Here is a 20,670-nt window from a genome sequence, read left to right as displayed (position 1 = left end):
CCGTCTCGTTAAAGAAACCGGTTTTCCACGGCGAAACACACTTCCCACGGTCTTCAAGATGAGATGCACAGTCGTCATCGACGAGAAGATCTTGCAACTGAGAGTAGGACACCGAGTGAACCGGTCGGGTCATCGATTGGCCGAGTCAACCGCCTCGCGATGAATACAGAGAGCGATGGGTCGTGTTCAGGCGTCGACGTCTTCTCTCTTCTCGACGTACGCGATCTCTGGCTGGTCCGTGACGCCTGCCCGCTGCATCGTCTCGCGTAAGTCGTCGGATTCCGCGAACTCACGGGCGTTGTCGAGCGAGTCCCACTCGAAGAGTATGACGAGATCGTTCGGGTCTTCGGTCGTCCGGAACAGGTGACCACCTCGTGAGCCCATCGACTCTCGGGTCTGAGCGTGGTCGTCGAACGTCGGTTTCCACTCGTCGTACTCCTCGACAGTGTGTCTGATGAGTATGTATGCCATATTCCCCTCCCCCACAACGAGTACAGCACAAATGCTATTAAACACACATCCATCAGCACGATCGAGCTCAGTTTTCTTCATCGTTACCGACCAGAAAAGACAGAACGAGCAGGCCGACGACGGGATAGACGTACAGCCAGAGCACCGCCTGCCAGAACCCCAATACCAGAAGGCCCACAGCGCCGACAACGATCAGTCGTTCAAAATCGAATACCACACCGACCGCGCCCACGACGGCGAAACCGCCGATGGCTGCGAACAGTAGAAGCCGTGTATGGCGATACCCCGGCTGGCCGAGATACCACGTCAACACCCCGAGAAGTACGACGGTAGCCACGACAGTCGGCCATCTGATAGCGTTGGTTCTCGTGCCCGTCATCTACTGCAAAACGACAGCTCCAGATATGTTAACTATACACTATTAATAGATCGGTCTGGTGGAGACTGCCGACGCCACCAAAATGAACTCTCGATGGGCGGTCTTCTACGCTCGAATCTCGCCTTCCAGCTGGTCGATCATCTCGTCGGCGGGCATATCGGCCATCGATTCGTCAGCGAGCTTCAGGCGCAGGCGTGGGCGTCCGACGTCGATCGGCACCTTCTCGGTGTCCAGAATCCCGAGGTCCTCGAGTCTGGTTTTCGTCCGTGAGAACGTCGCTTTGCTGGCGAGACCGACGTCCTCGCCCCACTTGCTGATGTCGTAGAGCAGGATGTTGTTGCGAGCCGCGACCAGGAGGCTGATCGCAACTTCGTCCAGCCCACCGGCTCCACGAATCTCGTCGAGCGAGTTGAGAACCATCGTGAAGTCCTCTTCGACCGCTGGATCGATCTCGTCTCGCAGGGTTTCACGTACCCGCGAGATGGGTGGTGCCCGAACCGTGAACTCGTCCCCCTCCTCCCACGCGCCCATCAACGACTGCCGCGCGGTATCTACGAGGTCGGCATCGTCGGACAGCAACCCGTCGATTCGGTCGTCGAACTGGACGAGCGTCACCAGCCGATCTGCGAGTACCACCATCGAACTCCGGTGTACTTCGTCTGCCGTCCGCATGGACAACATCTCCTGATGAAGAAGGTCGGCAGCTTCGCTGGCGATCAGGAAGTCCTCGACCATCGTCTTGAATATCTCCGGCGAGCCGATGATCCGGAGCTCCGGAAGGTCGCCCTCGAATTCACTCGCGGTGATGATCGCTGCTTCCAGCTGTGAATCGGACGGGTTGACGAACAGCACTGGCTCCGATGTTTCTTCGAACAGTTCTTCGAAGATATCCCCCATCTCCCGGTCGAGTAAGTCCACTGTCGACATGGATGTGTAGAGAGACGCGACGTACTTAGTATTGGGTTAGTTAATTTAGGGAAATACGCGATTGTTTGGTTCATCTTCTGGAAAGCTCATCCTACGACTGAACGATTCGCCAACTACGAACCCGAGCTTATTTTTCTCTTCAATTCACGAACCCCCGCTTCCGCCACCACGGCACACGATGAATCAACTACTGGTAAGAAAACATTCAGTATGGAACGATTACGGCGAAATGTCGCCGCGTAGGGTCGAGGATGTCGAAGCCGCACGGGGGATTGTCCCACGAGGAATGCCTGGTTTGAGATTACAAATGTGTTTAGTCGATGAAAATAGTACACAGTCGGAAATCATCTGTCGCAGATAAATAGTACATTTCAGTACAAATCAGTGTAAATCAGTACACCCCCACCAGATACCGAACTGTACCGAACACGCCCGACTGATATCTGATATGATCGCCGTCGGGGGAAAAACTCGCGAGCGGTTTCGACTGGTTGGGAAAGCGTTTTGCTGAGTACTCGTGATGTGGAAACGAGATACATGGTGGCTGATACCAAACATTCGATGGTGACGTTGCAGTACCGCGTACAGGGGACGACGGATTTCCGTTCGAACGCAGGTGTCGGCCATGGATGGTGAAGACGTCCAGCGAGTGACCGTCGTCGGCGCGGGAACGATGGGTCACGGCATCGCGCAGGTGTTCGCGGCAAGTGGCTACGAAGTCTCACTGGTGGACGTAGACAGGGACGTCCTCGACCGTGCGAAACGGAAGATAGAGGCGAGTGTCGAACGCCTCGACATCGACGTTACGACCATCTTCGACCACCTTCGACTGACGACCGACCAGCAGTCGGCATTCGAGCAGACCGACTTCGTCGTCGAAGCCGTTCCCGAGAACATCGATATCAAACGGGAGGTGTTTCAGGCGGCGGACGAACACGCGCCATCCCACGCGGTGTTGGCGACCAACACCAGCACCCTCCCGATCACCGAGATCGCTGCGGCGACGAACCGCCCCGAACAGGTCGTCGGGATGCACTTCTCGAATCCGGTCCAGCTGATGGCAGTCGTCGAGATCATCCGCGGCGAACGAACCGACGGTTCGACGTTCGAACTGACCCAGGAACTCGGCGAACAACTCGGAAAGACACCGATCCTCGTCGAACGGGACGTTCCAGGATTCCTCCTGAACCGGATCAACCTCCGGTTCTGGACCGAGGCGCTTCGCCAGTACGACACCGGCAACCACGAGAAAGCGGTCATCGACGCCGCGATCCGCCGACTCGGGTTCAGGATGGGACCGTTCGAACTCCTCGATTTCAGCGGTATCGACGTCTTCCGCCTCGCGGCACACTCGATGCGAGAACGCGACGTCGACATCCACGTACCGGACGTGGTCGAGGAGAAGTACGACGCCGAAGCGTTCGGCATGAAGACCGGGAGCGGGTTCTACGAGTATCCCGAAGCAGGCGAGTACTCACGGGTCGACGTTCCGCGCGAGCGACGGTACGAGTTCGACCCACTCACCACGATGGCGCCAGCGGTCAACGAGGCGGCGTGGCTGTTGGACAACGACGTCGCGACGAAAACGGATATCGACCGCGCCGTCGAGGTCGGGATGAACTGGCCACGCGGCCTCCTCGAATTCGCCGACGAGTACGGTATCGACCGCATCGTCGAGCGATTGGCCGAACTCCACGCCGAAACCGGCTGGGAGGAGTATCGTCCCCACCAGCGACTCGAAACGATGGTCGCGAATGGGAGGCTCGGCATGCAGACCGGCGAGGGATTCTACGAGTGGTCGCACGACGCGACGAACTTCGGCCCGATAGAGTACGAGCGTCGCGAATTCGTCGCGTACGTCACGCTGAACCGCCCGGAGAAGCTGAACGCGATGACGATGGAGAGTTGGACTGGCCTCAAGCGCGCGCTCGAACGCGCTGCCGATGACGACGACGTGCGGGCGACGATCATCCGCGGCGCTGGCCGGGCGTTCTGTGCAGGGGACGACATCGGCGAGATGCACGACCTGGACTCGGTGGAGGAGGCCGAAGCACTCGTCCACGAAACCCTCCTCCCGGCGGCAGAGGCGCTTCGCACACATCCCAAGCCGACCATCGCGGAGATCGATGGAGTTGCCACCGGCGGCGGGTGTGAGATCGTCCTGCTCTGTGACCTCGGTGTCGCAGCCGACGGAAGCGAGTTCGGACTCCCGGAAGCGCGTATCGGTGCGCTGCCACCCATCGGGTTGACCTACGGTGCGCTGAGTCTCGGCAAGAAAGACGTTCTCGAACTCTCGCTCACCGGGAACCGCCTCAACGCGACCGAGGCCGAAGCGTACGGCATCGTGAACTTCAGCGTGAGCGACGGGCAGGTGCAGGACGTGGCCCGCGAACTGGCTCGTGAGACGACTGCTACCGCCCCCGGGTCCGTCGCTGCGATGAAGGAACTGTGGTCGGGCATGGAGGATTCGCTCTTCTCCGCGTGGCTCAGGAACGCGGGCGAACGACTCGTCCAGCAAACCCAGACGGAGGAAGGGCAGCGAGGCCTCGAAGCCTTCCTGAATCGGGAGGGGCCACCCTGGAAGAAATGACGACGAACGCCATTGTTCCGTCACGACTGCAAAAATGCGACCTGACGACCCTTCTCAGAGACCGTTCTGGCGCGCAATGGTGTTCAGCTGGATCTCGTCGGTACCTTCGACGACGCGGAGCACTCTGGCGCGTTCCATGAGTCGGGCATACGCGGCGTCTTCAGCGACCCCGGTCGCGCCGTGGATCTGAACCACGTCGTCCGCAATCTCCCAGAGAGCGTCGGTGGCGAACCATTTGAACATCGACGTCTCCTCGATCGCGTCCTCGTCGTTCGCCATCTGCCACGCACACTGCAGACCTAGCGCATCGGCCGCAGACGCCTTCGCACGACCTTTCGCCAACTTCGAGGAGACCTGCTGGAACGAACCGATCGGCTGGCCGAACGCCTCGCGATCTTTCGCGTAGGCGAAGCCATCGTCCAGCAGTCGGTTGGCGTGGCCGACGGACTCGGCCCCGAGTTCGAGCCGACCGAGCGATAGGAACTCCATGGCGTCGTAGAACGCGTGGCCGACCTCGCCGAGAACCCGGTCGTCGGGGACGCGAACACCATCGAGTCGGATCTCCCCCTGCCACCCACCGACACCGATGACGTTGTTTATGGATCCGAGTTCGAACTCGTCGCGTTCGACGATGAAACAGGTGATGCCGCCGTACCGGCCTGCCTCCTCTATCGGCGCGGTTCGCGCGAACACCTGGACGAAGTCACAGAACGGTGCATTCGTGATCCACTGTTTCGTCCCGTCGATGACCCACTGATCGCCGTCTTTCTCGGCAGTCGTGGTCATATTCGGGGAGTCCGACCCGACGCCGGGTTCGGTCTGGGCGAACGCCGTTGATTTCTCACCGCGAACGACCGGTTCGACGTACTCCTCGTGCTGGTCGGCGTCAGCATCGAGCAACAGCGGTTTCGGCCCCTCGGGGCCTGCCAGTGCCCAGCCAGCCAACTCGCTTTCGTGCGCCGCTGCAGCCTTCTTCGCTTCGTACCACGTCACGAGCGAGACACCCTCACCGCCTGACTCCTCGGGGAGATTCATCGCGTAGAAGCCAGCGTCCGCACTCAGTCGCCGTATCTCCTGAATCGCCTCCACCACATCCTCGACGGGACGACCGTCGACTCTTCGGCGTTTGCGTGGATTCGAGTACGTGTCACCCAGTTCGTCTTCGATGGGGACGACCTCCCGGTCGAGGAATGTTCCGAAGCTATCGAGGACGAGGCGAGTCTCCTCGTCGAGCGCGAACTCGATCATCAGAAACCGCACTCCGTAGCGGGGACTGCGGTTGTCGTCAAAACAACTGTCATGGATATCGGTATCTGTGTCCACGGAGCAGATAAAACCTCACTCGACCGGCACGCCGTCGGAACCGCCTGATCGCCCAACAGATTTGGGATTCGGCAGCGACGCTTCTGGTATGGACTCGACCAGCCGAACGACCGACCTGTACGATTCATATCGTCGCTTCCTCGAACCGTACGCTCGGGCTGATGGTGCCGTGCTTCGGGTCGGACTGGGAATCCTCATCTTCATCGCCGGTCTCGACAAACTGTTCGAACCGATGGTCTGGGCGCGCTACACCGCACCCGTCATCGCCGCCCTCTGGCCGTTCCCGCTGGGTCTCTCGATGGTTCTGAACGGTGTCGTGGAGATGGTGTTCGGTGTTGCGCTGCTCGTCCGATTCTATACGCCGCTCGTTGCGGGGATAACGGCGCTCTCGCTCGCGGGCGTCGTCGTTAACCTCATCATCGGTGCGCTACAGACCGGCCAGTTCGTGGACGTGCTCATCCGAGACATCGGATTGACCCTGTTCGCGTTCGGAGTGACGCTTCGGTCGATGCGACCAGAACGACGCCGTGACAAGACCTCCGCCTCGTCAAAGAAGTAAAGGGAACGGGAGTAGACAGGTCAAAGGTGAATTTCGACGACCCGACAGGGCGGGAACAGTCGTCACGACCTCCCGTTCGACCGGTTGGATACGTCGAAGACCGACCGGTCGTTCGCCGTATCGGCGACCGTGAATTGTATCTCGGGAACCTACTTGCAGCCGAGGGCACGCAGCATTCCCACCAGTTCGAGTACGTCCTCTCGGCGACTCACGACGAACAGCCACTGACGACCCACCATCGGCCACTCATCGACGGCCCGGACAACGACTGGGCTTCGTTCGAACGCGCTGTCGATACTGCACGAACGCTTTACCGGACGGAGCGTCCGACACTGATTCATTGCAAGGCTGGTATCTCACGCAGCAGTACGCTCATCGCGACGAGGCTCTCTGTCGAAGAAGACCGGTCGTTCATAGATGCACTCGCACTTGTCCAGGAGGCCCGTCCACACGCAGTTCCGCATCCAGCACTCCACGAGTTAGCGGTCGTGTATCTCGCCGCTCGAAGCTGAAGCAGGGAGAGACGCGAACAAAATGAGTTACGGAAAAATGAGCGCTATTTTTAGTTTTTCTTTTTATCTTTATTCACGCCGTTGCACTTGTCCTGCCACTTCTTCTTGTCGTCCTGTTTGTCGTCATCGTTCGCAGGTGGTTGGTTCTTGGCGATTCCGTTCGGGCAGTCATCGCCCTGACTTTGCGCCACTACAGCGCCGCCCGAACCACCGATCGTGAGAGCGAACAGGACGGCGACTGCTACAGCTACTCGAAGTACTGTTGTTGCTTTCATTTTCACAACCTCCATTCTGGGCGCATCGGTACGCCCAACCCGCGTACACCAGTCGATATCTTTGTAGTTCACTCCATGTTCGATTACAATTTCCGCTTATCAGTTCAACTTTCATCTGACAAAACAGATCCTACACGGAAAACGTCGATTGGCTAGTTCATTCACGAGTGGCCGAAAAATGCCTCACCGTTGAGCGAGAGTAGTCCATTAATCGAGAGAGCTACGTGGGAATACTCCCACAATACGACCAGAAATTCTGTTCCAAACCAAAACAGACTCAGAAGAGAGCCATCGGTCGAGAGACACAGCACAATCAGTCGAATTGGTCGGCGTATGTGTAGGGAAGAGTCGCGTAGATTCGGCTATTGTCGACCAGCGCACCGACCGTCGTATACTCGTCGACGGCATGAACCGTGTCGGTTCCGAGGCCGAATTCGACGGTCGGGATACCGGCATTTCGGAGCTTCTTCGCATCACCGCCACCGGTCGCGCTTCGACGATAGACGTGTTCTTCTGTGACGGCTTCGGCGGTGCCCGCCACTGCCTCGACGAGCGGGCTGTCGATGGCTTCGTAGGTGCCGACGCTCCACGAGACGTCGGTTATCGTCACTCCCTCGCAGCCACCAACGCAGTCGCGGACGGCCGAGAGTACGTCGGGAGTGTGGATACCCGGCGTCAACCGGATGTCGATCTCCGCAGTCGCCGTCACCGGAACGCTGTTGATCGCTTCACCACCCGAGAGCGTGCCGAGGTTGATCGTCGGATAGTCGAACAGGTCGCGGGCCGTCTCTCGCCCCAGCATCGGTTCGTAGTACGCGACGGATTCCTCGATGATGGGTTCTAACTCGTCGTCGATAGAGAGCGGCCGCGTTCCGAATCGTTCCCGTAGTTCAGTTATCGCGTCGTACAGGCAGTCGATGGCATTCTTTCCGAGCATCGGGCGCGACCCGTGTGCTGCGTCGCCCGTCGCTGTGAGTGTCAACCAGATACTTCCCTTGTCTCCGACCGTCACCGAGTGACGGCCCTGCTCGCATGTGGTTTCGCCGATGACACAGCCATCTGCGTCGAGTTTGTCGGCGTCGAGCAGTGCGGCGAGACCCGCTTCTCCACCCGTCTCCTCGTCGCTCACGAACGCGAATTCGAGCGTGACGGGTGGGGTCGTGTTCGTCTCGGCGAACGCCCGGATCGTTTCGAGCATCGCCGCCACAGCACCCTTCATGTCCGTCGCACCGCGACCGTAGATGCGGTTACCGTCGCGCTCGCCGAGTGGGTCTCTGGTCCACTCATCTCGGTCGAACGGGACGGAATCGAGATGGCCGTTGTAGAGAAGCGTTTCGTCGCGCTCTCCGGGGATGGTCACGAGAAGATTCGGCTTCGCCGGGTCGACTGCGAACAGTTCCGGTTCGAGGCCGAGCGAGACGACGTACTCCTCGATTCGGTGGACGAGTTCGCTCGTCTGCCCCGGCGGATTCTGAGTATCGAACGCCACGCAATCGAGTGCCGTCTCCACCACGGCGTCCCCCTTCCCATCGAGAAAGTCGACGGGTGGAACTGTCTCGTCCATGTGTCGACAATGGTGATGATCGGTCATAATACAGAAGGAATCGGAGAATCGGGCCTGTTTTCGGTCGATTCCCGATCTGGGTAGGGGATAATCCTTATCACCGACAGCGGTTTACTACTGTTCGATGGCAGATGACACACCCGGTCGCATACTTCGGGTGAACCTCTCGACAGAGACGGTCGAGAGTGAACACGTTCCTCGTCGCTGGCTGCGTCACTTCATCGGGGGGAAAGGACTCGGTGCTCGATACCTGTACGAAGAGCTCGACCCAGATATCGACCCGCTCGGGCCGCAGAACGCACTGCTGTTCATGACCGGGCCACTTTCGGGCCTGCTGCCGGGTGAATCGCGGTACGCTGCCGTGACGAAATCACCGCTCACAGGGACGTTTCTGGATTCGTACTGCGGCGGTGCGTTCGCCGCGACGTTCGCAGGTGCGCTCGGATCTCATCTCGGCGTCCTCGTCACCGGACGTGCTGACCGACCGGTCGTCATCGAACTGGAAGACGGCGACATCGAACTCTCCGCCGCCGATGACCTCTGGGGGATGGATGCTGACGAAACGTGTCGACAGTATCCCGACGCCGATGTCGCGTGTATCGGCCCGGCAGGTGAACGACTCGTCTCGTATGCGACCATCGCATCGGACGAAGCCGACCACCACGCCGGACGAGGGGGTTCGGGTGCCGTCCTCGGTTCCAAACACGTCAAGGCTCTCGTCGCCCGTGGTGAGCCACCCGATGGAATCGATGCGCTCGAAGCCGAATACACGACTCGGTACGAAGACAGCGACGTCGGCAAGTGGCAGGCGGCGAGCGAGACCCTCGAAACCGTCGATTTTGCGAACGAAGTCGGTGTGCTCTCGACTCGTGGGTGGAAGGAAGGAACCTTCGAGGGAGCGGACGACATCGGTATCGAGGCGGCACGGGCGGCGGCAGCCGAGCGCGAAAACGACGAGGATTCGATTCCGGGCGGCTTCCGAATCGAAACCGAGGACGGGACGTACGTTCCTCGTGGCGCGACCGCGATGAGCCTCGGTGCTGGCCTCGGTATCGACGACTTCGACGCCGTCTCGGTTCTCGGACACACGTGCGACCGACTGGGGCTGGACGTCATCAGCGCAGGCAACGTCGTCGCGTGGGCGATCCGCGCGAGCGAGGCAGGAGTCATCGACCGGAGTTTCTCGTTCAGCGACCACGAGAGCGCACGAATCCTCATCGAAGAGATCGCAGCACGGTCGTCCCCACTGGGTGACGCTCTCGCAGACGGTGTCGATACCGCTGCGACCCAGTACGGAGGTGAGGAACTCGTCCCGACGGTCAAGGCGATGGAGCTACCTGCGTACGACCCTCGCGGAGCGACCGGAATGGCGCTCGCGTACGCTACGAGCGACAGAGGAGGCTGTCACCGCCGTGCCCGACCGGTCGAGACGGAGGCACTTCGACGGAGTGAGTGGAGTGACGAAGATCGGGTCGAAACCGTGGTAGAAGAGCAGGATACCCGATCCGTGCTCTGGAGTCTCATCGCTGACGACTTCACGGGCGACGTGCTGGACGACCTGGGTAAGAAGTGGCTCGAAGCGATCGGACATCCTGCTTCCGACACGGAGCCGCAGACCGCTGGCGAGCGAATCTGGACGGTGACCCGTCTTTTCAACGTTCGAGAAGGGTTCGGACGGGAGGACGACGAACTACCGGAGGTGTTCTCGACGCCGCTCGATGGGGGCCCGGCCACAGGGGCAACCATCGACGCGACATCGTTCGACACGCTCTTACAGCAGTACTACGCTCGGCGTGAGTGGAGCCGTGACGGAATCCCGACGCAGTCACTGCTCGAACGACTCGATCTCCGGGACATCGTGGACGACGAAACACCACTCGCGGAACGACCAGCAACCCATCCAGGACGATGACCGACCGAATCGATCTCGACGAATTCGACACGGAAGAGGACGAATCGATGGAATCAGGGAACGATGCCGACTGGTTCTGGAAGAACGAAGGAGAGATTCCCGACGACTCGGCAGCCGATAGAGACGACGAAGCAGAAATTACAGAAGCGGCGGAAGGACAAGACGAAAGCGATGCCGCACAGCCGATTCCGCACGTCCCGCACCCGGATCGGGACAAACCTGTCGGCGTCCCTGTCGATACCGGTGGTGCGGGAGGCACCCCAGCAGGACAAGACGAGATGGGGAGCGAAAACGGCGAACAAGACGACCGCAGTGCTGAAAGAGGAGGCCAGGATAGTGGGGAGGCTGGGGACCAGGAAGCCAGAGAGCACCCGATGGAAGCGTCGGGGCCGCATGGCGGTGGTGCCGATGCCATGACGATGGCACTCACCTACGAGGCAGCGAAACGACTCACGAATCCGAGGCAGGTGTTCGTCGACGCCGCCAACTGGGCGGACTGGCTCGGTATCGTTGGCCCGGTTCCGGCACACGTCTTGAACAAGTTCCAGCGCGACCACCAGATCGATCTCGATTTCTTCAACGGAACTGGAACCGAACCAGGCGAGCGACTCGCGCAGATCGATCACCACTCGATGTTCTTCGCCGACCGGATGGTGGTCGTCGGCGTCGAGGGTCAAGACGAAGCGATCGCTGACGCTGCTGGCTGGGAGTTCGTCCCCCTTTCGGACGCGGCAACGAAAGCGGACTGGAAGCTGACGGAATAGTTTTTTACTCCTTGGAGTGGTACCGCGTGACAAGGTGGGGAAACAATGAGTCTACGAACCGCGGAACGACAGTCACCGCTTCTGGTGGCCGCAGTGATCGTGATAGGCGGATGGGTCATCCTGAGTGCGCTGCACGTCTACAACACTATGCCGCCGATCTGGGGAGGCGAAGCAGGTGTCGGACAAACCGTGTTCAGCGGTCTCGTCGGATTGCTCGTGCTGGCCGTCCTGTTCGCCCTGATCGTCGGACTGACAGGGGCACTCTCCGAATCGGGGCCGGTACCGAATCGTTTTCCACCTGAACGATGACACGGTACGAATGTGAGGGCTGTGGACAGTTGGCCGATATCGTCGGGATGGAGCAGTCGCAGATGCGACAACGGTGTCCTATCTGTGACGAACAGACGCTGTGGACGCTCGCATTCACAGACGAGGGGGTTTCGTTTTGACGCTCGCGTTCGAGGTGAGCAATCGGTTTCTCGAAGCGGCCACGGAGTGGGGTGACAGGCGTCTCATGGACGACGAGCAGGCGTTCGAAACGAAAGCCGAACAGGCACTCCTCGAGATCGAACATCTCGTCTCGGGAGCGACCGAGGTCGAGTTTGCCATCGACGGTCGAACGGTCAGACACGAACCAAGTGAGCAACTTCGTTCGTACCTCACCGAACAGGCAACGGACACCGGCCTCTCGGAAGCCGAGGTACTCGGGTTACACGTCGACCTGTTCGCCAGGGCATTTCGTCAGGACGACGCGACTCGGCCGCCGAACGCACCACCGGAGTGAATCCAACCGGGGGAATGCATAAGGGAACGCACGTAGATAGTCAGAGTATGTCTCACAAGGATGGGGGCTGGCGTCCCGACGTCGGTCTGGAGACGTATGCGGGGTTCGAACTCTGGGATCACGGGATCGGCCCACACGAGATAAACGATGGCGAGGTCGACGGCGACGTGTCGTTCGATGACGACGATCTCGAAGTCGAAGATTAGAGGAGCGGAAACGATCGATTCGCTCGTGGCGGGACGTAGAAGTTGGCTCGCGAGATGACGGTGATGAACTCCAGGATGCCGTTGTTCTCGGTCTCCGTTATCTGGGAGTTGTCGTCTCTTATGTACCAGCCGTTCATCGCCTTACGCGTTCGCTCGAAATCCGAGAGTGACCGCTGAAGAGCGAGGAAATGGACTCCTGCGTGGCCGCCATCGACGGTGTTGAAATCGCGCCGTAGGATGACCGGTTTCCCCTTCCGTCTGGCCTGTGCGACCTTCTCGTGATGACCGACGACACCCTTCGTGGCGGCGTGGTCACGAACAGCGTCACTGAATGGAACGTCGTCGGTGAATCCAGCGACGTCTCGTGGAGAGAACTCGGGCGAGAACATCCGGGCGACGCGACCGGGTTCGTCGAGCGACTCGAACCACTCGTCGAGCGTCTGTCGAAGATGGCTTACGTGCATCGTCGTCCCACCTTCGAACGTTCCCGAATCGATGGTGACACGCTGTTCGCTCGCCTGGGTTCCCCGAAAGCCGGAGTTGAACCCCATGAAGAATCGATCCTGTTCGGTCAGTGGCGGGTTATCGGGAAGTCCCTCGGCAGTGGTATGCCGAACGGGGAGTCCCTGTCCAACGAAGCCGGTTCGACGCTGACGTATCGTGAACACGTCCCCTAACCGATGTTGGTTGGACACCCCGTTGACCGATGCAGTATCGCGGAACATCGCGTTTTCGGCGGCACGGAGATGTGAGGGGGTGTCGCTCGAAAGGACGAGCGCGGCGTCGAACGCCAACAGTTCTGGGTCGTCGGTGCGCGATAAGACCTGCGGCGGTCGGATGGGAGCATCGTCCAGTGCGTCGAGCCGACCGAAGTATCGAGTTCCCCACGCGAGCATATGCAAGAGGCCGTCGGAGCGCCAGTCGAACGCATCTTCGAGGGTTCGCATGGCTCGTTCGACCGTTCGTGCGGCATCGACAGATGGAGCAGTGTCGAGATCGAGCAACAGGACGGTGTGATGACGGGGGAGAAGTGCGTTCCCTGCCGCGTCCGTCCGTAAAAATTCGTTTTGAGTGTGCTGACGCTCTGGGAGGCGGCTCGCATGGGGGTTCGGTGGAAGATCGAGTGCGGTCGACCGATCCGCTTTTCGGAACGAATCGAGACAACCCGCAAGCCCGACACCACCGGCAACCCCCGCGAATTTCCGGAGGAGACGGCGTCGTGAACTCATCGGTCGGGGATACTGGTAATCGTAGTCCGTAGTGTTGGCACGAGCAAAAACGTTTCTCGTGACAATGGAAAATGATATCAAGGAAGTCATCTTGACACGCTTCAGGAGAGATGTGATCGCCTTCGTCAATGAAGAAAGAGGCGTTGCCAACAACTGTTATAGAACTGCATCTCCAGAGATGGTGTATTGTGTTCACATTTACCGCGGCATTTCACACTGGTGGAGGGCATCTTCCGCTGTCGCTAGCGACGGCGTTGCTCATCTGTGGAGTCGGTGTGTTCGTCTTCGCAATCATCGTGTACGATGCGTACCGCACCTACTGGAGTGATTTCGGATGAAACAGGAGCAGGCCACCTCCCGTTGGCAACTTCCTACTCGTCGCGCCGTACTGGTAGCACTTCGGGGGACAGTCTACGCGCTCACAGGCCTCCTTGGGCTCGCCTTGCTCGCCATCGGAACAGTCGCCATTATCGCTGAGATAAAGGGGACGTGGCATTGGTCGATCCATCTCGAATCGACTATCAGCTACGGTGGAATACTCATCAGCTATCTGTTGCTGGTGCTGATACCCCTGTTCGGCATCTTCGTCGTCGTCCGCTGGCGGTGGAACGATGTCTAGACTCACGAGAACGGTTCGATTCGGGACGGCCCTTTCTACCGTATTGTTGCTGGTCGTCGTCGTTGCCGTCGGTCTGGTCGCGTTCGTCGCAGAGACGCAGGCGAATTGGCAGTGGTACTTTCGGATGGAACAGACGATAACAGCGGCGACCCCGATCGCGATGGGACTCCTCACTGCCTCGCTTGTCGGCCTGGCTTCGCTCGTCGTACTTGCTGGCCGAGAGTGACAGCCAGCCCGGAACCAAACAGTATTATCCGCTGACCATCTGGGCGACGAGTTCGTCCTCGAACGCGATCGTTCCAGCGACGATGCGGGCGCCCGCCTGATAGAACGGTTCGTCAGTTTCTTCGATCGTCTCCTCGGCGAAGTCATCGATCCATTCGAGGAGGTGTTCGTCGAGAAAGACGCGCTCGAACCCGAACGCTTCGACGACGCCGTTACGTTGGCGCTCGACGAGGATGCGCAGAAAGGCCAATTCGACCGCGATGAAGTCGTCTTCCTCTGGATACTCTTCGGGCGGAGACCATTCTGCGGCGTCGTAGCTCGCCTGTACCGCCGCGAGTCCCTTGCCCATGAAATCCGTATCGTCACGGTAGTACGTTTCGTGAGCGACGACAGGAGGTCGAGGCCCAACGAACACGCGGGAGTACTCAGCCGCTAATTCGTCTTGAACCGACGGTACGTCTCTGCCATCGTTCGTTTCGATGAACGATTCGAGTTGGGAGAATCCTTCGTCGAGCGTCGGATCGACCTCGGTGGAAGGAATCGTGATGTCACCGTGAAGGAACTGCTCCAAGAAGGATTCTGTCGGGGTATCCCAGAAGACGTCGATGCAGTAGTCGAGCAGTTCCATTCGAGCGTCGTAGATGTCTATGTCGTCCATACTAATCTACCCCTGAAACACCATCTTTGCCCGGCAATCGCCGCAGTATTCGAAGACGCTGTGTTCCGAGTCGGGTGCGAGGCCAGCGACCTGATCGCCGACCTCGGCTTCGATCTTCTCGGCGGTCGCCTTACTGGCGAATGGCGTTCCACAGCGGACACACTCTTGCATCTCACCTTCGAAGACGGTGTGCCACGCCGGGTCGTCACCCTCACGGTTCTCGGGAAGCAACGAGAGATCGAGGCCGTCCTGCATGGTAATCGCGGTTTCTGGGCATCCTTCTTCGCAGAGGCCGCAGTTGACACAGCGTTCGTGATTGAACTGGAGGACGCCCTCTTCCGGTGGTCTACGGATAGCATCTGTCGGACAGAGATTCGAACACGTCGGCGTCAGAACACACGCATCGGACACCTCCATCCAGCCGAAATCTTTCAGGCCACGGATGACGTCTCTCGACGGTTCGACGTGTTCTCCAATCGCACGGACGCTTTCGAGCGTCCAGCCGTGGCTGTCGAACGCCGGGTTCGGTCGTTCGGCATCGGTCGAAAGAACCCCGTCGGCTTCGTAGTCGCCAGCGGGAACCGGCGACAATTCGAGGTCGTCGACGAACGCAGACAAGGACGAGACGAATTCGTCTGTGTCGTCCAGCGATGGGGAGAGAAACGTCACCCGGTCGCCGAGACCGAGGTCGGTGGTCGCGGTGTTCATTCGTTCGACTAGTTCGGCTTTCGGATCCGACCCCGAATGGAGACAGTCATCTGCACAGCCAAGCAGGACGACGCCGTCAGCACCTGCCGCGAGGGCGTGCATGACGTGGGGTTCGCCGACTGTGTCGGCACAGTTCACTTTTACCGGGAGGATCGGTGGATATTCGATATCGTCCCCTTTTGCAGCGCGACGACCATACTCGCGGAGTGCGCGTTCGGCTCGCTCTGCGCAGACGAACGCGACGACTTGGGTGGGAATCGGGTCGTCACCACCGAACAGCCAACCACCCGTCTCCGGCGGTTCGAGGACGGCTTCGACTTCGCGCGCAAGACGCCTGTTCGATGGCTCTCGAAGTTGTACCGCACCGGTTGGACACGCACTCGTACAGGCACCACAGTCCTGACACGCGATCTTGTCGAACTCGACCTCGTCGATACGAGGTCGTTCGACCGCGTCGTGGGGACACGCATCAACACAGGCGTTACATCCCTGCTGACTCGAAGCACCGGATGCACAGACCGACATGTCGATGTCGAGATGGTCGGGTTTCACGGTTCCGCCGAGGAGACGCTCGACCGAGGCGATCGTGCTCGCATCGACAGGGCCGGTGTAGAAGCCGATGCGACCACCGTGGCTCTGCGGACCCCCATCTGGAAAGACGACCTGGTCTGCGGTGATTGTCCGTTCGACACCGTCCAGCTCTATGGCATCCGTCGGACAGCAGTCGACCCACTCTCCGTCCGCAGCGTCCGGGTCGATATCGACGGGAGAGCGTGTTATCATCCCGTCTGGTCCGTCGTGGACGCACTTCATACAGGAGATGCAGTCCTCCGTCACTCGGGCGTGTATTCGAAGTTCGAAGTCACCGTACTGTCCGTCGACATCGACGACACGACCACGTTCGATAGTAACGTCGTCGAGGTCGATATCGGCGTCGGCATACTCGTTTCCATCCGCGACGAGTGAGACCGTAGCGGTATCTGCCAGTGCGGCCGCGGTCTCCGCATCACCAACGACGACGATGGCATCGCCGGTCTCGCGCGAAACCGTCCGTGATGCCGATTCGGCCTGAAGCCCGGCGTAGGTCGCATTGACGAGCCGCGCGGTCTTTGCAGTGGCAGCCGCGTCGTCGTGAACCCACGCAGCCATCTCGCGGTGGTCGACGAATACGACCGCCTCTGGATGAATCCCCGCATCGCTCGCAAGTTGTCTGAACCGGCCTCGACACCCCGAATCGGGTGCAGTGATGATGATCTGGTTCAGTTCGTACTCGTCGATGACGCGTCCCATCGACGAGATCCCATCTCGACAGAGGAGACTCGAACTGGCGACGACGTCGACATCGTTCACCCCCTCCCGAACCTGTTCGAGGTCGAATTCACTCGTTTCGCCACACGAACAGACGAACGCCCCCGTTTTCATGCGACGTAACAATACCGTCGTCTCGGGTATAGTTGTTGCGCACAGTTAGCACGCGACGTAGTTTATACACCATCGTCTCCAATTTTGAGAGATTTCATTTCTCTTTTCCTTCCACCAAGTGAGGAAAGTTCGAGATTTACTGATAAGTTTCTGTAATATATTTTATGACCCGAACCTTAATCACTGTCACTGTTGAACGTTTTTCGGACGGGGAAAGTTAGCACGGAACACGAACGTGTTCGATGGGGGACGCCATGAGTACAGAACCAGTTTCACTGGACCTCGACCGTCGGTCGTTCATGAAAGCGAGCGCATTGGCGGGCGCGGTCTCACTCGGAGGGGGTATCGGCGGGCAAGTTCTCGCGCAGGACGAGGGAGGTGAAGACGAACCAGAAGGAGCGCTCGGGGAGACGGAAACCGTCAAGACGATCTGTAACTTCTGTGCCGTCGGCTGTGGGTTCAAGGGTGAGCGGAAAGGGGACGCCTTCGTCGGTCAGGAACCCTGGCACGAACACCCGGTCAACAACGGCTCGCTCTGTTCGAAAGGTGCTGGCATCTACGACAGCGAGCACACACCGAAGCGACTCAAACATCCGATGCGGCTCGAAGGGGGCGAGTGGAAGAAGATATCGTGGGAAGAAGCGTGGTCGGAGATCGGCTCGAAGTTCAAGCAATATCAGAAGGAGAACGGCCCGGACAGCGTGATGTGGCTCGGAAGCGCCCATCACAGCAACGAGGAGGCGTACGCATTCCGTAAGCTTGCGGCGTTCTTCGGAACGACGAACGTCGACCACCAGGCCCGTATCTGTCACTCGACCACGGTCGCTGGCCTCGCGAACACGTGGGGCTACGGCGCGATGACGAACACGATCAACGACTACCGCAACTACGATCTCGACATCATCATCGGGCAGAATCCGGCAGAAGCGCATCCAATCGCGATGCAACACATCCTCGAAGGACAGCGTCGCGGTGGAACCATCGCCTCCGTCGATGCCCGGTACACCAAGACCTCGGCCCACGCCGACCACTTCTACCGTATCCGACCGGGTACCGACGTGGCCCTGATGATGGGGCTCCTCTGGTACCTCCGCGACCAGGGAGAACTCGACCAGCAGATGTTGGGCCAGCGCGTCCAGGGATGGCCGGATGTCGAGTCGGAACTCGACGAATACGATCTCGATACGGTCGCCGACATCACCTGGATCGACAAAGCTGACCTCCAGCAACTCGGCGACCTCGTCATCGAGAACAAACCCAACGTCCAGATCGAATGGGCGATGGGTGGCACCCAGCACAACAACGGCACGCAGAACATCCGTTCGTACGCTCTCCTGAGCCTCGCATCCGGCTCTGCTGCGCGGAGTGGCGGTGGGCTTCAGGTCATGCGCGGGCACTCGAACGTACAGGGAGCGACCGACCTCGGACCGAACAGCCACATCTTGCCCGGCTACTACAGCGTCACGTCACCCGGTTCCTGGGCGTACTGGGCCGACGTCTGGAACAGGAGCCCCTGGACGAGCGGGAGCACCTCGTTCAAAGACCTGTACAACCGGTACGACCAGATGTCGAAGCAGAAGTACCAGGATCAGTCTGCCGAAGCCACTTCGGCCTTCGAGAACACGGGCGGCGTCGACATCAGTAACCGGTCGATGATGTTCCAGAAGGGACTGACGGTCGCCAGATGGTTCGAGGCGGCACTCCCAAAGGAAAAGCGGCTCAACAACGCGACACTGTACCAGCCGACACAGCTTCGAGGGGCCGTCTTCCACGGCCATTCGGTCAACTCCATCAGCGAGATGGGGAAGCAGAAAGAGGCGGTCGAGAATCTCGACCTCCTCGTCGTCATCGACCTGTTCCCGTCGCTGGCATCAGTCTTCCACGACCGTTCCGACGGCGTCATCCTCCTGCCTGCATCGAGCCAGTACGAACACCACGGCACGGTGACCAACTCCCATCGGTCGGTTCAGTGGCGAAATCCCGTCCGCAAGCCGAGTCATAACTCCAAGCCGGATATGCAGATCATCCAGGAGATGGCGAACACGCTCGGCTTCGGTGAGCACTTCGACTGGGGCAAAGGGCCGGAACTGTTCAGCGGCCAGAGCACCTACGAAGATTGTCTCCGGGAGATCAACCTCGGCGTCCGGACGATCGGTTACCAGCAATCGCCGGAACGGCTCCAGCGACAGTACGAGTACGATTGGGCGTTCAGCACAGAAGATCTGGAAGCGAAGGCAGGGCCGGTCGAAGGCGAGTACTGGCAACTTCCGTGGCCGTGCTGGGGTGAAGGACATCCCGGAACGCCGATCATCTGGCGCGACGACCTCGACCCGCGGCAGGGAGGGCAGGACTTCCGCGCGCGCTGGGGTACGAAAGCACCGACGCGGAAAGAATGGAACGAACTCGTCAAGACGGGGGGAGCGCCGTCTCAGAAGGAGTATCCATTCAAAGCGACAGTCAACGAACAGGGGCAGAAGGGTCTCGAGCTGTTACGTGCTCCGTACAACCCCGATTGGTGGTCCGGACAGGGGAAGATACAGGGCGTCCCGGAGTATCCCGGATTCTCGACGGTGTGGCCACAGGATATCGAGAACCCGGACAAGCTCTCGATACCCTACGAGTACGCCCTGCGAGCGGACAAGTCAGTGTTCGACACCGCAAAGAAACTCGAGGAGCTCGCGAACAACGGACAACTCCAACCGAAGGGCGCTGTTTCAGGGATAAAGCCGCAGGATTACAAACAGTTCGACCACAAGCAGCCTGACGCGCCGACTGGTCGAGGGAAGGCGCGGGCGGTCACGTGGAACTTCCTCGACACCGTACCGGTTCACCGCGAACCGATCGAGAGTCCGCGACCCGACCTTGCCCAAAAATGGCCTGCGAACGGTCTCCAGAAGAACTTCTATCGGCTCGATCAGAACAACGCGGTGATCCAACAGCGAGCGACGAAGCAGGCCCAAAAGCAGGGAATGAACACGATCATGACGACCGGTAGACAGGTAGAACACCAGGGAGGTGGGTCGGAGTCACGGTCGAACATCTTCCTTGCCGACTTGCAGCCACACATGTACGCCGAGATCGACCCGTCGATGGCCGACCAGATGGGTATCGACGGTGGCGACCTCGTCGTCGTCTCGACGACCGACCGTGGGTCGATTCTTGTCAAGGCGCGCGTGACCAACCGTCCCAACGAGCAGGAGGTGTTCTTACCGTTCCACTGGGGCGGCGTCTATCGAGGGAAGAGCCTCGAAGACCGCTATCCGGATGGACTCGTGCCGTACGCCATCGGGGACAGCGTGAACATCATCACGTCGCGTGGCTACGACGCTGAGACGCAGATGCAGGAGACGAAAGCGGCGATGGTGAAAGTGCAACCTGCGACCGAGTCGCTGTTGAAAGAACTGAACATGTACGAACAAGGGAAGATGGTCGGATTCGACGTCGAGTTCCCACAAGACCGTGACGGCATCGGGACGCAGAAGGACTTCGACGTCCGCGATCACGAATCGGTCCAATGAGGTGAGAGACGATGTCAACAGATAA

22 protein-coding genes are annotated in these 20,670 nt (G+C 59.6%); 13 read left to right on the top strand and 9 right to left on the bottom strand.

The features are described from left to right. Positions 1-186 precede the first annotated feature (186 nt). From ACR3FE_RS22715 to tbsP, 3 genes are all read right to left on the bottom strand, one after another. Positions 187-471, bottom strand: coding sequence for a hypothetical protein (locus ACR3FE_RS22715; protein ID WP_458210033.1), 285 nt, complete (start codon positions 469-471; stop codon positions 187-189). Positions 472-538: 67 nt separating this feature from the next. Beyond that, entirely contained in the window at positions 539-850 is a 312-nt protein-coding gene (locus ACR3FE_RS22710) for a hypothetical protein (RefSeq protein ID WP_458210032.1), read from the bottom strand. A 105-nt stretch (positions 851-955) separates the two neighbouring features. Beyond that, positions 956-1,777 carry a transcriptional regulator TbsP gene (gene tbsP / locus ACR3FE_RS22705; protein ID WP_458210030.1) on the bottom strand — a complete coding sequence of 274 codons (822 nt, stop codon included), beginning with the start codon at positions 1,775-1,777 and terminating at the stop codon, positions 956-958. A 625-nt stretch (positions 1,778-2,402) separates the two neighbouring features. On the opposite strand from tbsP, the gene ACR3FE_RS22700 reads away from it, so the two are divergent. Next, positions 2,403-4,367 carry a 3-hydroxyacyl-CoA dehydrogenase/enoyl-CoA hydratase family protein gene (locus ACR3FE_RS22700; protein WP_458210029.1) on the top strand — a complete coding sequence of 655 codons (1,965 nt, stop codon included), beginning with the start codon at positions 2,403-2,405 and terminating at the stop codon, positions 4,365-4,367. A 54-nt stretch (positions 4,368-4,421) separates the two neighbouring features. Here ACR3FE_RS22700 and ACR3FE_RS22695 read toward each other — a convergent pair whose 3' ends face one another. After that, entirely contained in the window at positions 4,422-5,615 is a 1,194-nt protein-coding gene (locus ACR3FE_RS22695; RefSeq protein WP_458210027.1) for an acyl-CoA dehydrogenase family protein, read from the bottom strand. Positions 5,616-5,778: 163 nt separating this feature from the next. Between ACR3FE_RS22695 and ACR3FE_RS22690 the strand changes: the two genes are divergently transcribed. Both ACR3FE_RS22690 and ACR3FE_RS22685 read left to right on the top strand, forming a co-directional pair. Then, entirely contained in the window at positions 5,779-6,249 is a 471-nt protein-coding gene (locus ACR3FE_RS22690; protein WP_458210025.1) for a DoxX family protein, read from the top strand. 26 nt (positions 6,250-6,275) lie between these two features. After that, the gene (locus ACR3FE_RS22685; RefSeq protein WP_458210023.1) at positions 6,276-6,761 is read left to right on the top strand and encodes a protein-tyrosine phosphatase family protein; all 486 of its coding nucleotides are present in this window, start codon (positions 6,276-6,278) and stop codon (positions 6,759-6,761) included. 50 nt (positions 6,762-6,811) lie between these two features. On the opposite strand, the gene ACR3FE_RS22680 is transcribed toward ACR3FE_RS22685, so the two are convergent. Beyond that, positions 6,812-7,108: a hypothetical protein gene (locus tag ACR3FE_RS22680; RefSeq protein WP_458210022.1), complete on the bottom strand. Its 297-nt coding sequence runs from the start codon at positions 7,106-7,108 to the stop codon at positions 6,812-6,814. A 241-nt stretch (positions 7,109-7,349) separates the two neighbouring features. After that, on the bottom strand, positions 7,350-8,600 hold the full coding sequence (locus ACR3FE_RS22675) for a M20 family metallopeptidase (RefSeq protein WP_458210020.1): 1,251 nt from the start codon (positions 8,598-8,600) through the stop codon (positions 7,350-7,352). Positions 8,601-8,724: 124 nt separating this feature from the next. On the opposite strand from ACR3FE_RS22675, the gene ACR3FE_RS22670 reads away from it, so the two are divergent. Genes ACR3FE_RS22670 through ACR3FE_RS22645 form a run of 6 tightly spaced genes read left to right on the top strand, consistent with a single transcriptional unit; the run spans position 8,725 to position 12,266 of the window. Further along, complete coding sequence (locus tag ACR3FE_RS22670) at positions 8,725-10,512, top strand: aldehyde ferredoxin oxidoreductase family protein (RefSeq protein WP_458210018.1); 1,788 nt, start codon at positions 8,725-8,727, stop codon at positions 10,510-10,512. After that, positions 10,509-11,276 carry a DUF7124 domain-containing protein gene (locus ACR3FE_RS22665; protein WP_458210016.1) on the top strand — a complete coding sequence of 256 codons (768 nt, stop codon included), beginning with the start codon at positions 10,509-10,511 and terminating at the stop codon, positions 11,274-11,276. Before ACR3FE_RS22670 ends, ACR3FE_RS22665 begins: the two co-directional genes overlap by 4 nt. Before the next feature lie 45 nt (positions 11,277-11,321). Beyond that, positions 11,322-11,585 carry a hypothetical protein gene (locus ACR3FE_RS22660; protein ID WP_458210014.1) on the top strand — a complete coding sequence of 88 codons (264 nt, stop codon included), beginning with the start codon at positions 11,322-11,324 and terminating at the stop codon, positions 11,583-11,585. Beyond that, positions 11,582-11,725 (top strand): hypothetical protein, encoded by a 144-nt coding sequence (locus tag ACR3FE_RS22655; protein ID WP_458210012.1) that lies wholly within the window; start codon positions 11,582-11,584, stop codon positions 11,723-11,725. Before ACR3FE_RS22660 ends, ACR3FE_RS22655 begins: the two co-directional genes overlap by 4 nt. After that, positions 11,722-12,060, top strand: a complete 339-nt coding sequence (locus ACR3FE_RS22650; protein ID WP_458210010.1) for a hypothetical protein — start codon at positions 11,722-11,724, stop codon at positions 12,058-12,060. The genes ACR3FE_RS22655 and ACR3FE_RS22650 overlap by 4 nt, the downstream gene beginning before the upstream one ends. A 47-nt stretch (positions 12,061-12,107) precedes the next feature. Then, positions 12,108-12,266, top strand: a complete 159-nt coding sequence (locus ACR3FE_RS22645) for a hypothetical protein (protein ID WP_458210009.1) — start codon at positions 12,108-12,110, stop codon at positions 12,264-12,266. Here the strand turns inward: ACR3FE_RS22645 and ACR3FE_RS22640 are convergent. Then, complete coding sequence (locus ACR3FE_RS22640; RefSeq protein ID WP_458210007.1) at positions 12,263-13,495, bottom strand: DUF7405 family protein; 1,233 nt, start codon at positions 13,493-13,495, stop codon at positions 12,263-12,265. The two genes, ACR3FE_RS22645 and ACR3FE_RS22640, sit on opposite strands and share 4 nt — an antisense overlap. A 188-nt stretch (positions 13,496-13,683) precedes the next feature. Here ACR3FE_RS22640 and ACR3FE_RS22635 point away from each other — a divergent pair, with 188 nt between their 5' ends. The 3 genes from ACR3FE_RS22635 to ACR3FE_RS22625 are packed head-to-tail and all read left to right on the top strand — an operon-like array spanning position 13,684 to position 14,340. Further along, positions 13,684-13,833 carry a hypothetical protein gene (locus tag ACR3FE_RS22635; protein ID WP_458210005.1) on the top strand — a complete coding sequence of 50 codons (150 nt, stop codon included), beginning with the start codon at positions 13,684-13,686 and terminating at the stop codon, positions 13,831-13,833. Then, complete coding sequence (locus tag ACR3FE_RS22630) at positions 13,830-14,114, top strand: hypothetical protein (protein WP_458210003.1); 285 nt, start codon at positions 13,830-13,832, stop codon at positions 14,112-14,114. The genes ACR3FE_RS22635 and ACR3FE_RS22630 overlap by 4 nt, the downstream gene beginning before the upstream one ends. Beyond that, entirely contained in the window at positions 14,107-14,340 is a 234-nt protein-coding gene (locus ACR3FE_RS22625) for a hypothetical protein (protein WP_458210002.1), read from the top strand. Before ACR3FE_RS22630 ends, ACR3FE_RS22625 begins: the two co-directional genes overlap by 8 nt. Positions 14,341-14,364: 24 nt before the next feature. Here the strand turns inward: ACR3FE_RS22625 and ACR3FE_RS22620 are convergent, their stop codons facing one another. Next, the gene (locus tag ACR3FE_RS22620) at positions 14,365-14,997 is read right to left on the bottom strand and encodes a TorD/DmsD family molecular chaperone (RefSeq protein ID WP_458210001.1); all 633 of its coding nucleotides are present in this window, start codon (positions 14,995-14,997) and stop codon (positions 14,365-14,367) included. 6 nt (positions 14,998-15,003) lie between these two features. Then, a complete protein-coding gene (locus tag ACR3FE_RS22615; RefSeq protein WP_458210000.1) occupies positions 15,004-17,127 on the bottom strand; it encodes a hydrogenase iron-sulfur subunit in 2,124 nt (707 codons plus the stop codon). 254 nt (positions 17,128-17,381) lie between these two features. On the opposite strand from ACR3FE_RS22615, the gene ACR3FE_RS22610 reads away from it, so the two are divergent. After that, entirely contained in the window at positions 17,382-20,645 is a 3,264-nt protein-coding gene (locus ACR3FE_RS22610; protein WP_458209999.1) for a molybdopterin-dependent oxidoreductase, read from the top strand. The last annotated feature ends 25 nt before the right edge of the window (positions 20,646-20,670 follow it).

The sequence above is a fragment of the Haladaptatus rarus genome (genome assembly GCF_054177585.1).
The sequence above is the reverse complement of the archived record's forward strand: the minus strand, read 5'-3'. Positions and strand labels throughout refer to the sequence as shown.

Bases quoted from the DNA above. Each gene is read 5' to 3' on its own strand.
- ACR3FE_RS22715 (WP_458210033.1), bottom strand. From the start codon at position 471: ATGGCATACATACTCATCAGACACACTGTCGAGGAGTACGACGAGTGG.
- ACR3FE_RS22710 (WP_458210032.1), bottom strand. From the start codon at position 850: ATGACGGGCACGAGAACCAACGCTATCAGATGGCCGACTGTCGTGGCT.
- tbsP (WP_458210030.1), bottom strand. From the start codon at position 1,777: ATGTCGACAGTGGACTTACTCGACCGGGAGATGGGGGATATCTTCGAA.
- ACR3FE_RS22700 (WP_458210029.1), top strand. From the start codon at position 2,403: ATGGATGGTGAAGACGTCCAGCGAGTGACCGTCGTCGGCGCGGGAACG.
- ACR3FE_RS22695 (WP_458210027.1), bottom strand. From the start codon at position 5,615: ATGATCGAGTTCGCGCTCGACGAGGAGACTCGCCTCGTCCTCGATAGC.
- ACR3FE_RS22690 (WP_458210025.1), top strand. From the start codon at position 5,779: ATGGACTCGACCAGCCGAACGACCGACCTGTACGATTCATATCGTCGC.
- ACR3FE_RS22675 (WP_458210020.1), bottom strand. From the start codon at position 8,600: ATGGACGAGACAGTTCCACCCGTCGACTTTCTCGATGGGAAGGGGGAC.
- ACR3FE_RS22670 (WP_458210018.1), top strand. From the start codon at position 8,725: ATGGCAGATGACACACCCGGTCGCATACTTCGGGTGAACCTCTCGACA.
- ACR3FE_RS22665 (WP_458210016.1), top strand. From the start codon at position 10,509: ATGACCGACCGAATCGATCTCGACGAATTCGACACGGAAGAGGACGAA.
- ACR3FE_RS22660 (WP_458210014.1), top strand. From the start codon at position 11,322: ATGAGTCTACGAACCGCGGAACGACAGTCACCGCTTCTGGTGGCCGCA.
- ACR3FE_RS22655 (WP_458210012.1), top strand. From the start codon at position 11,582: ATGACACGGTACGAATGTGAGGGCTGTGGACAGTTGGCCGATATCGTC.
- ACR3FE_RS22645 (WP_458210009.1), top strand. From the start codon at position 12,108: ATGTCTCACAAGGATGGGGGCTGGCGTCCCGACGTCGGTCTGGAGACG.
- ACR3FE_RS22640 (WP_458210007.1), bottom strand. From the start codon at position 13,495: ATGAGTTCACGACGCCGTCTCCTCCGGAAATTCGCGGGGGTTGCCGGT.
- ACR3FE_RS22630 (WP_458210003.1), top strand. From the start codon at position 13,830: ATGAAACAGGAGCAGGCCACCTCCCGTTGGCAACTTCCTACTCGTCGC.
- ACR3FE_RS22625 (WP_458210002.1), top strand. From the start codon at position 14,107: ATGTCTAGACTCACGAGAACGGTTCGATTCGGGACGGCCCTTTCTACC.
- ACR3FE_RS22620 (WP_458210001.1), bottom strand. From the start codon at position 14,997: ATGGACGACATAGACATCTACGACGCTCGAATGGAACTGCTCGACTAC.
- ACR3FE_RS22615 (WP_458210000.1), bottom strand. From the start codon at position 17,127: ATGAAAACGGGGGCGTTCGTCTGTTCGTGTGGCGAAACGAGTGAATTC.
- ACR3FE_RS22610 (WP_458209999.1), top strand. From the start codon at position 17,382: ATGAGTACAGAACCAGTTTCACTGGACCTCGACCGTCGGTCGTTCATG.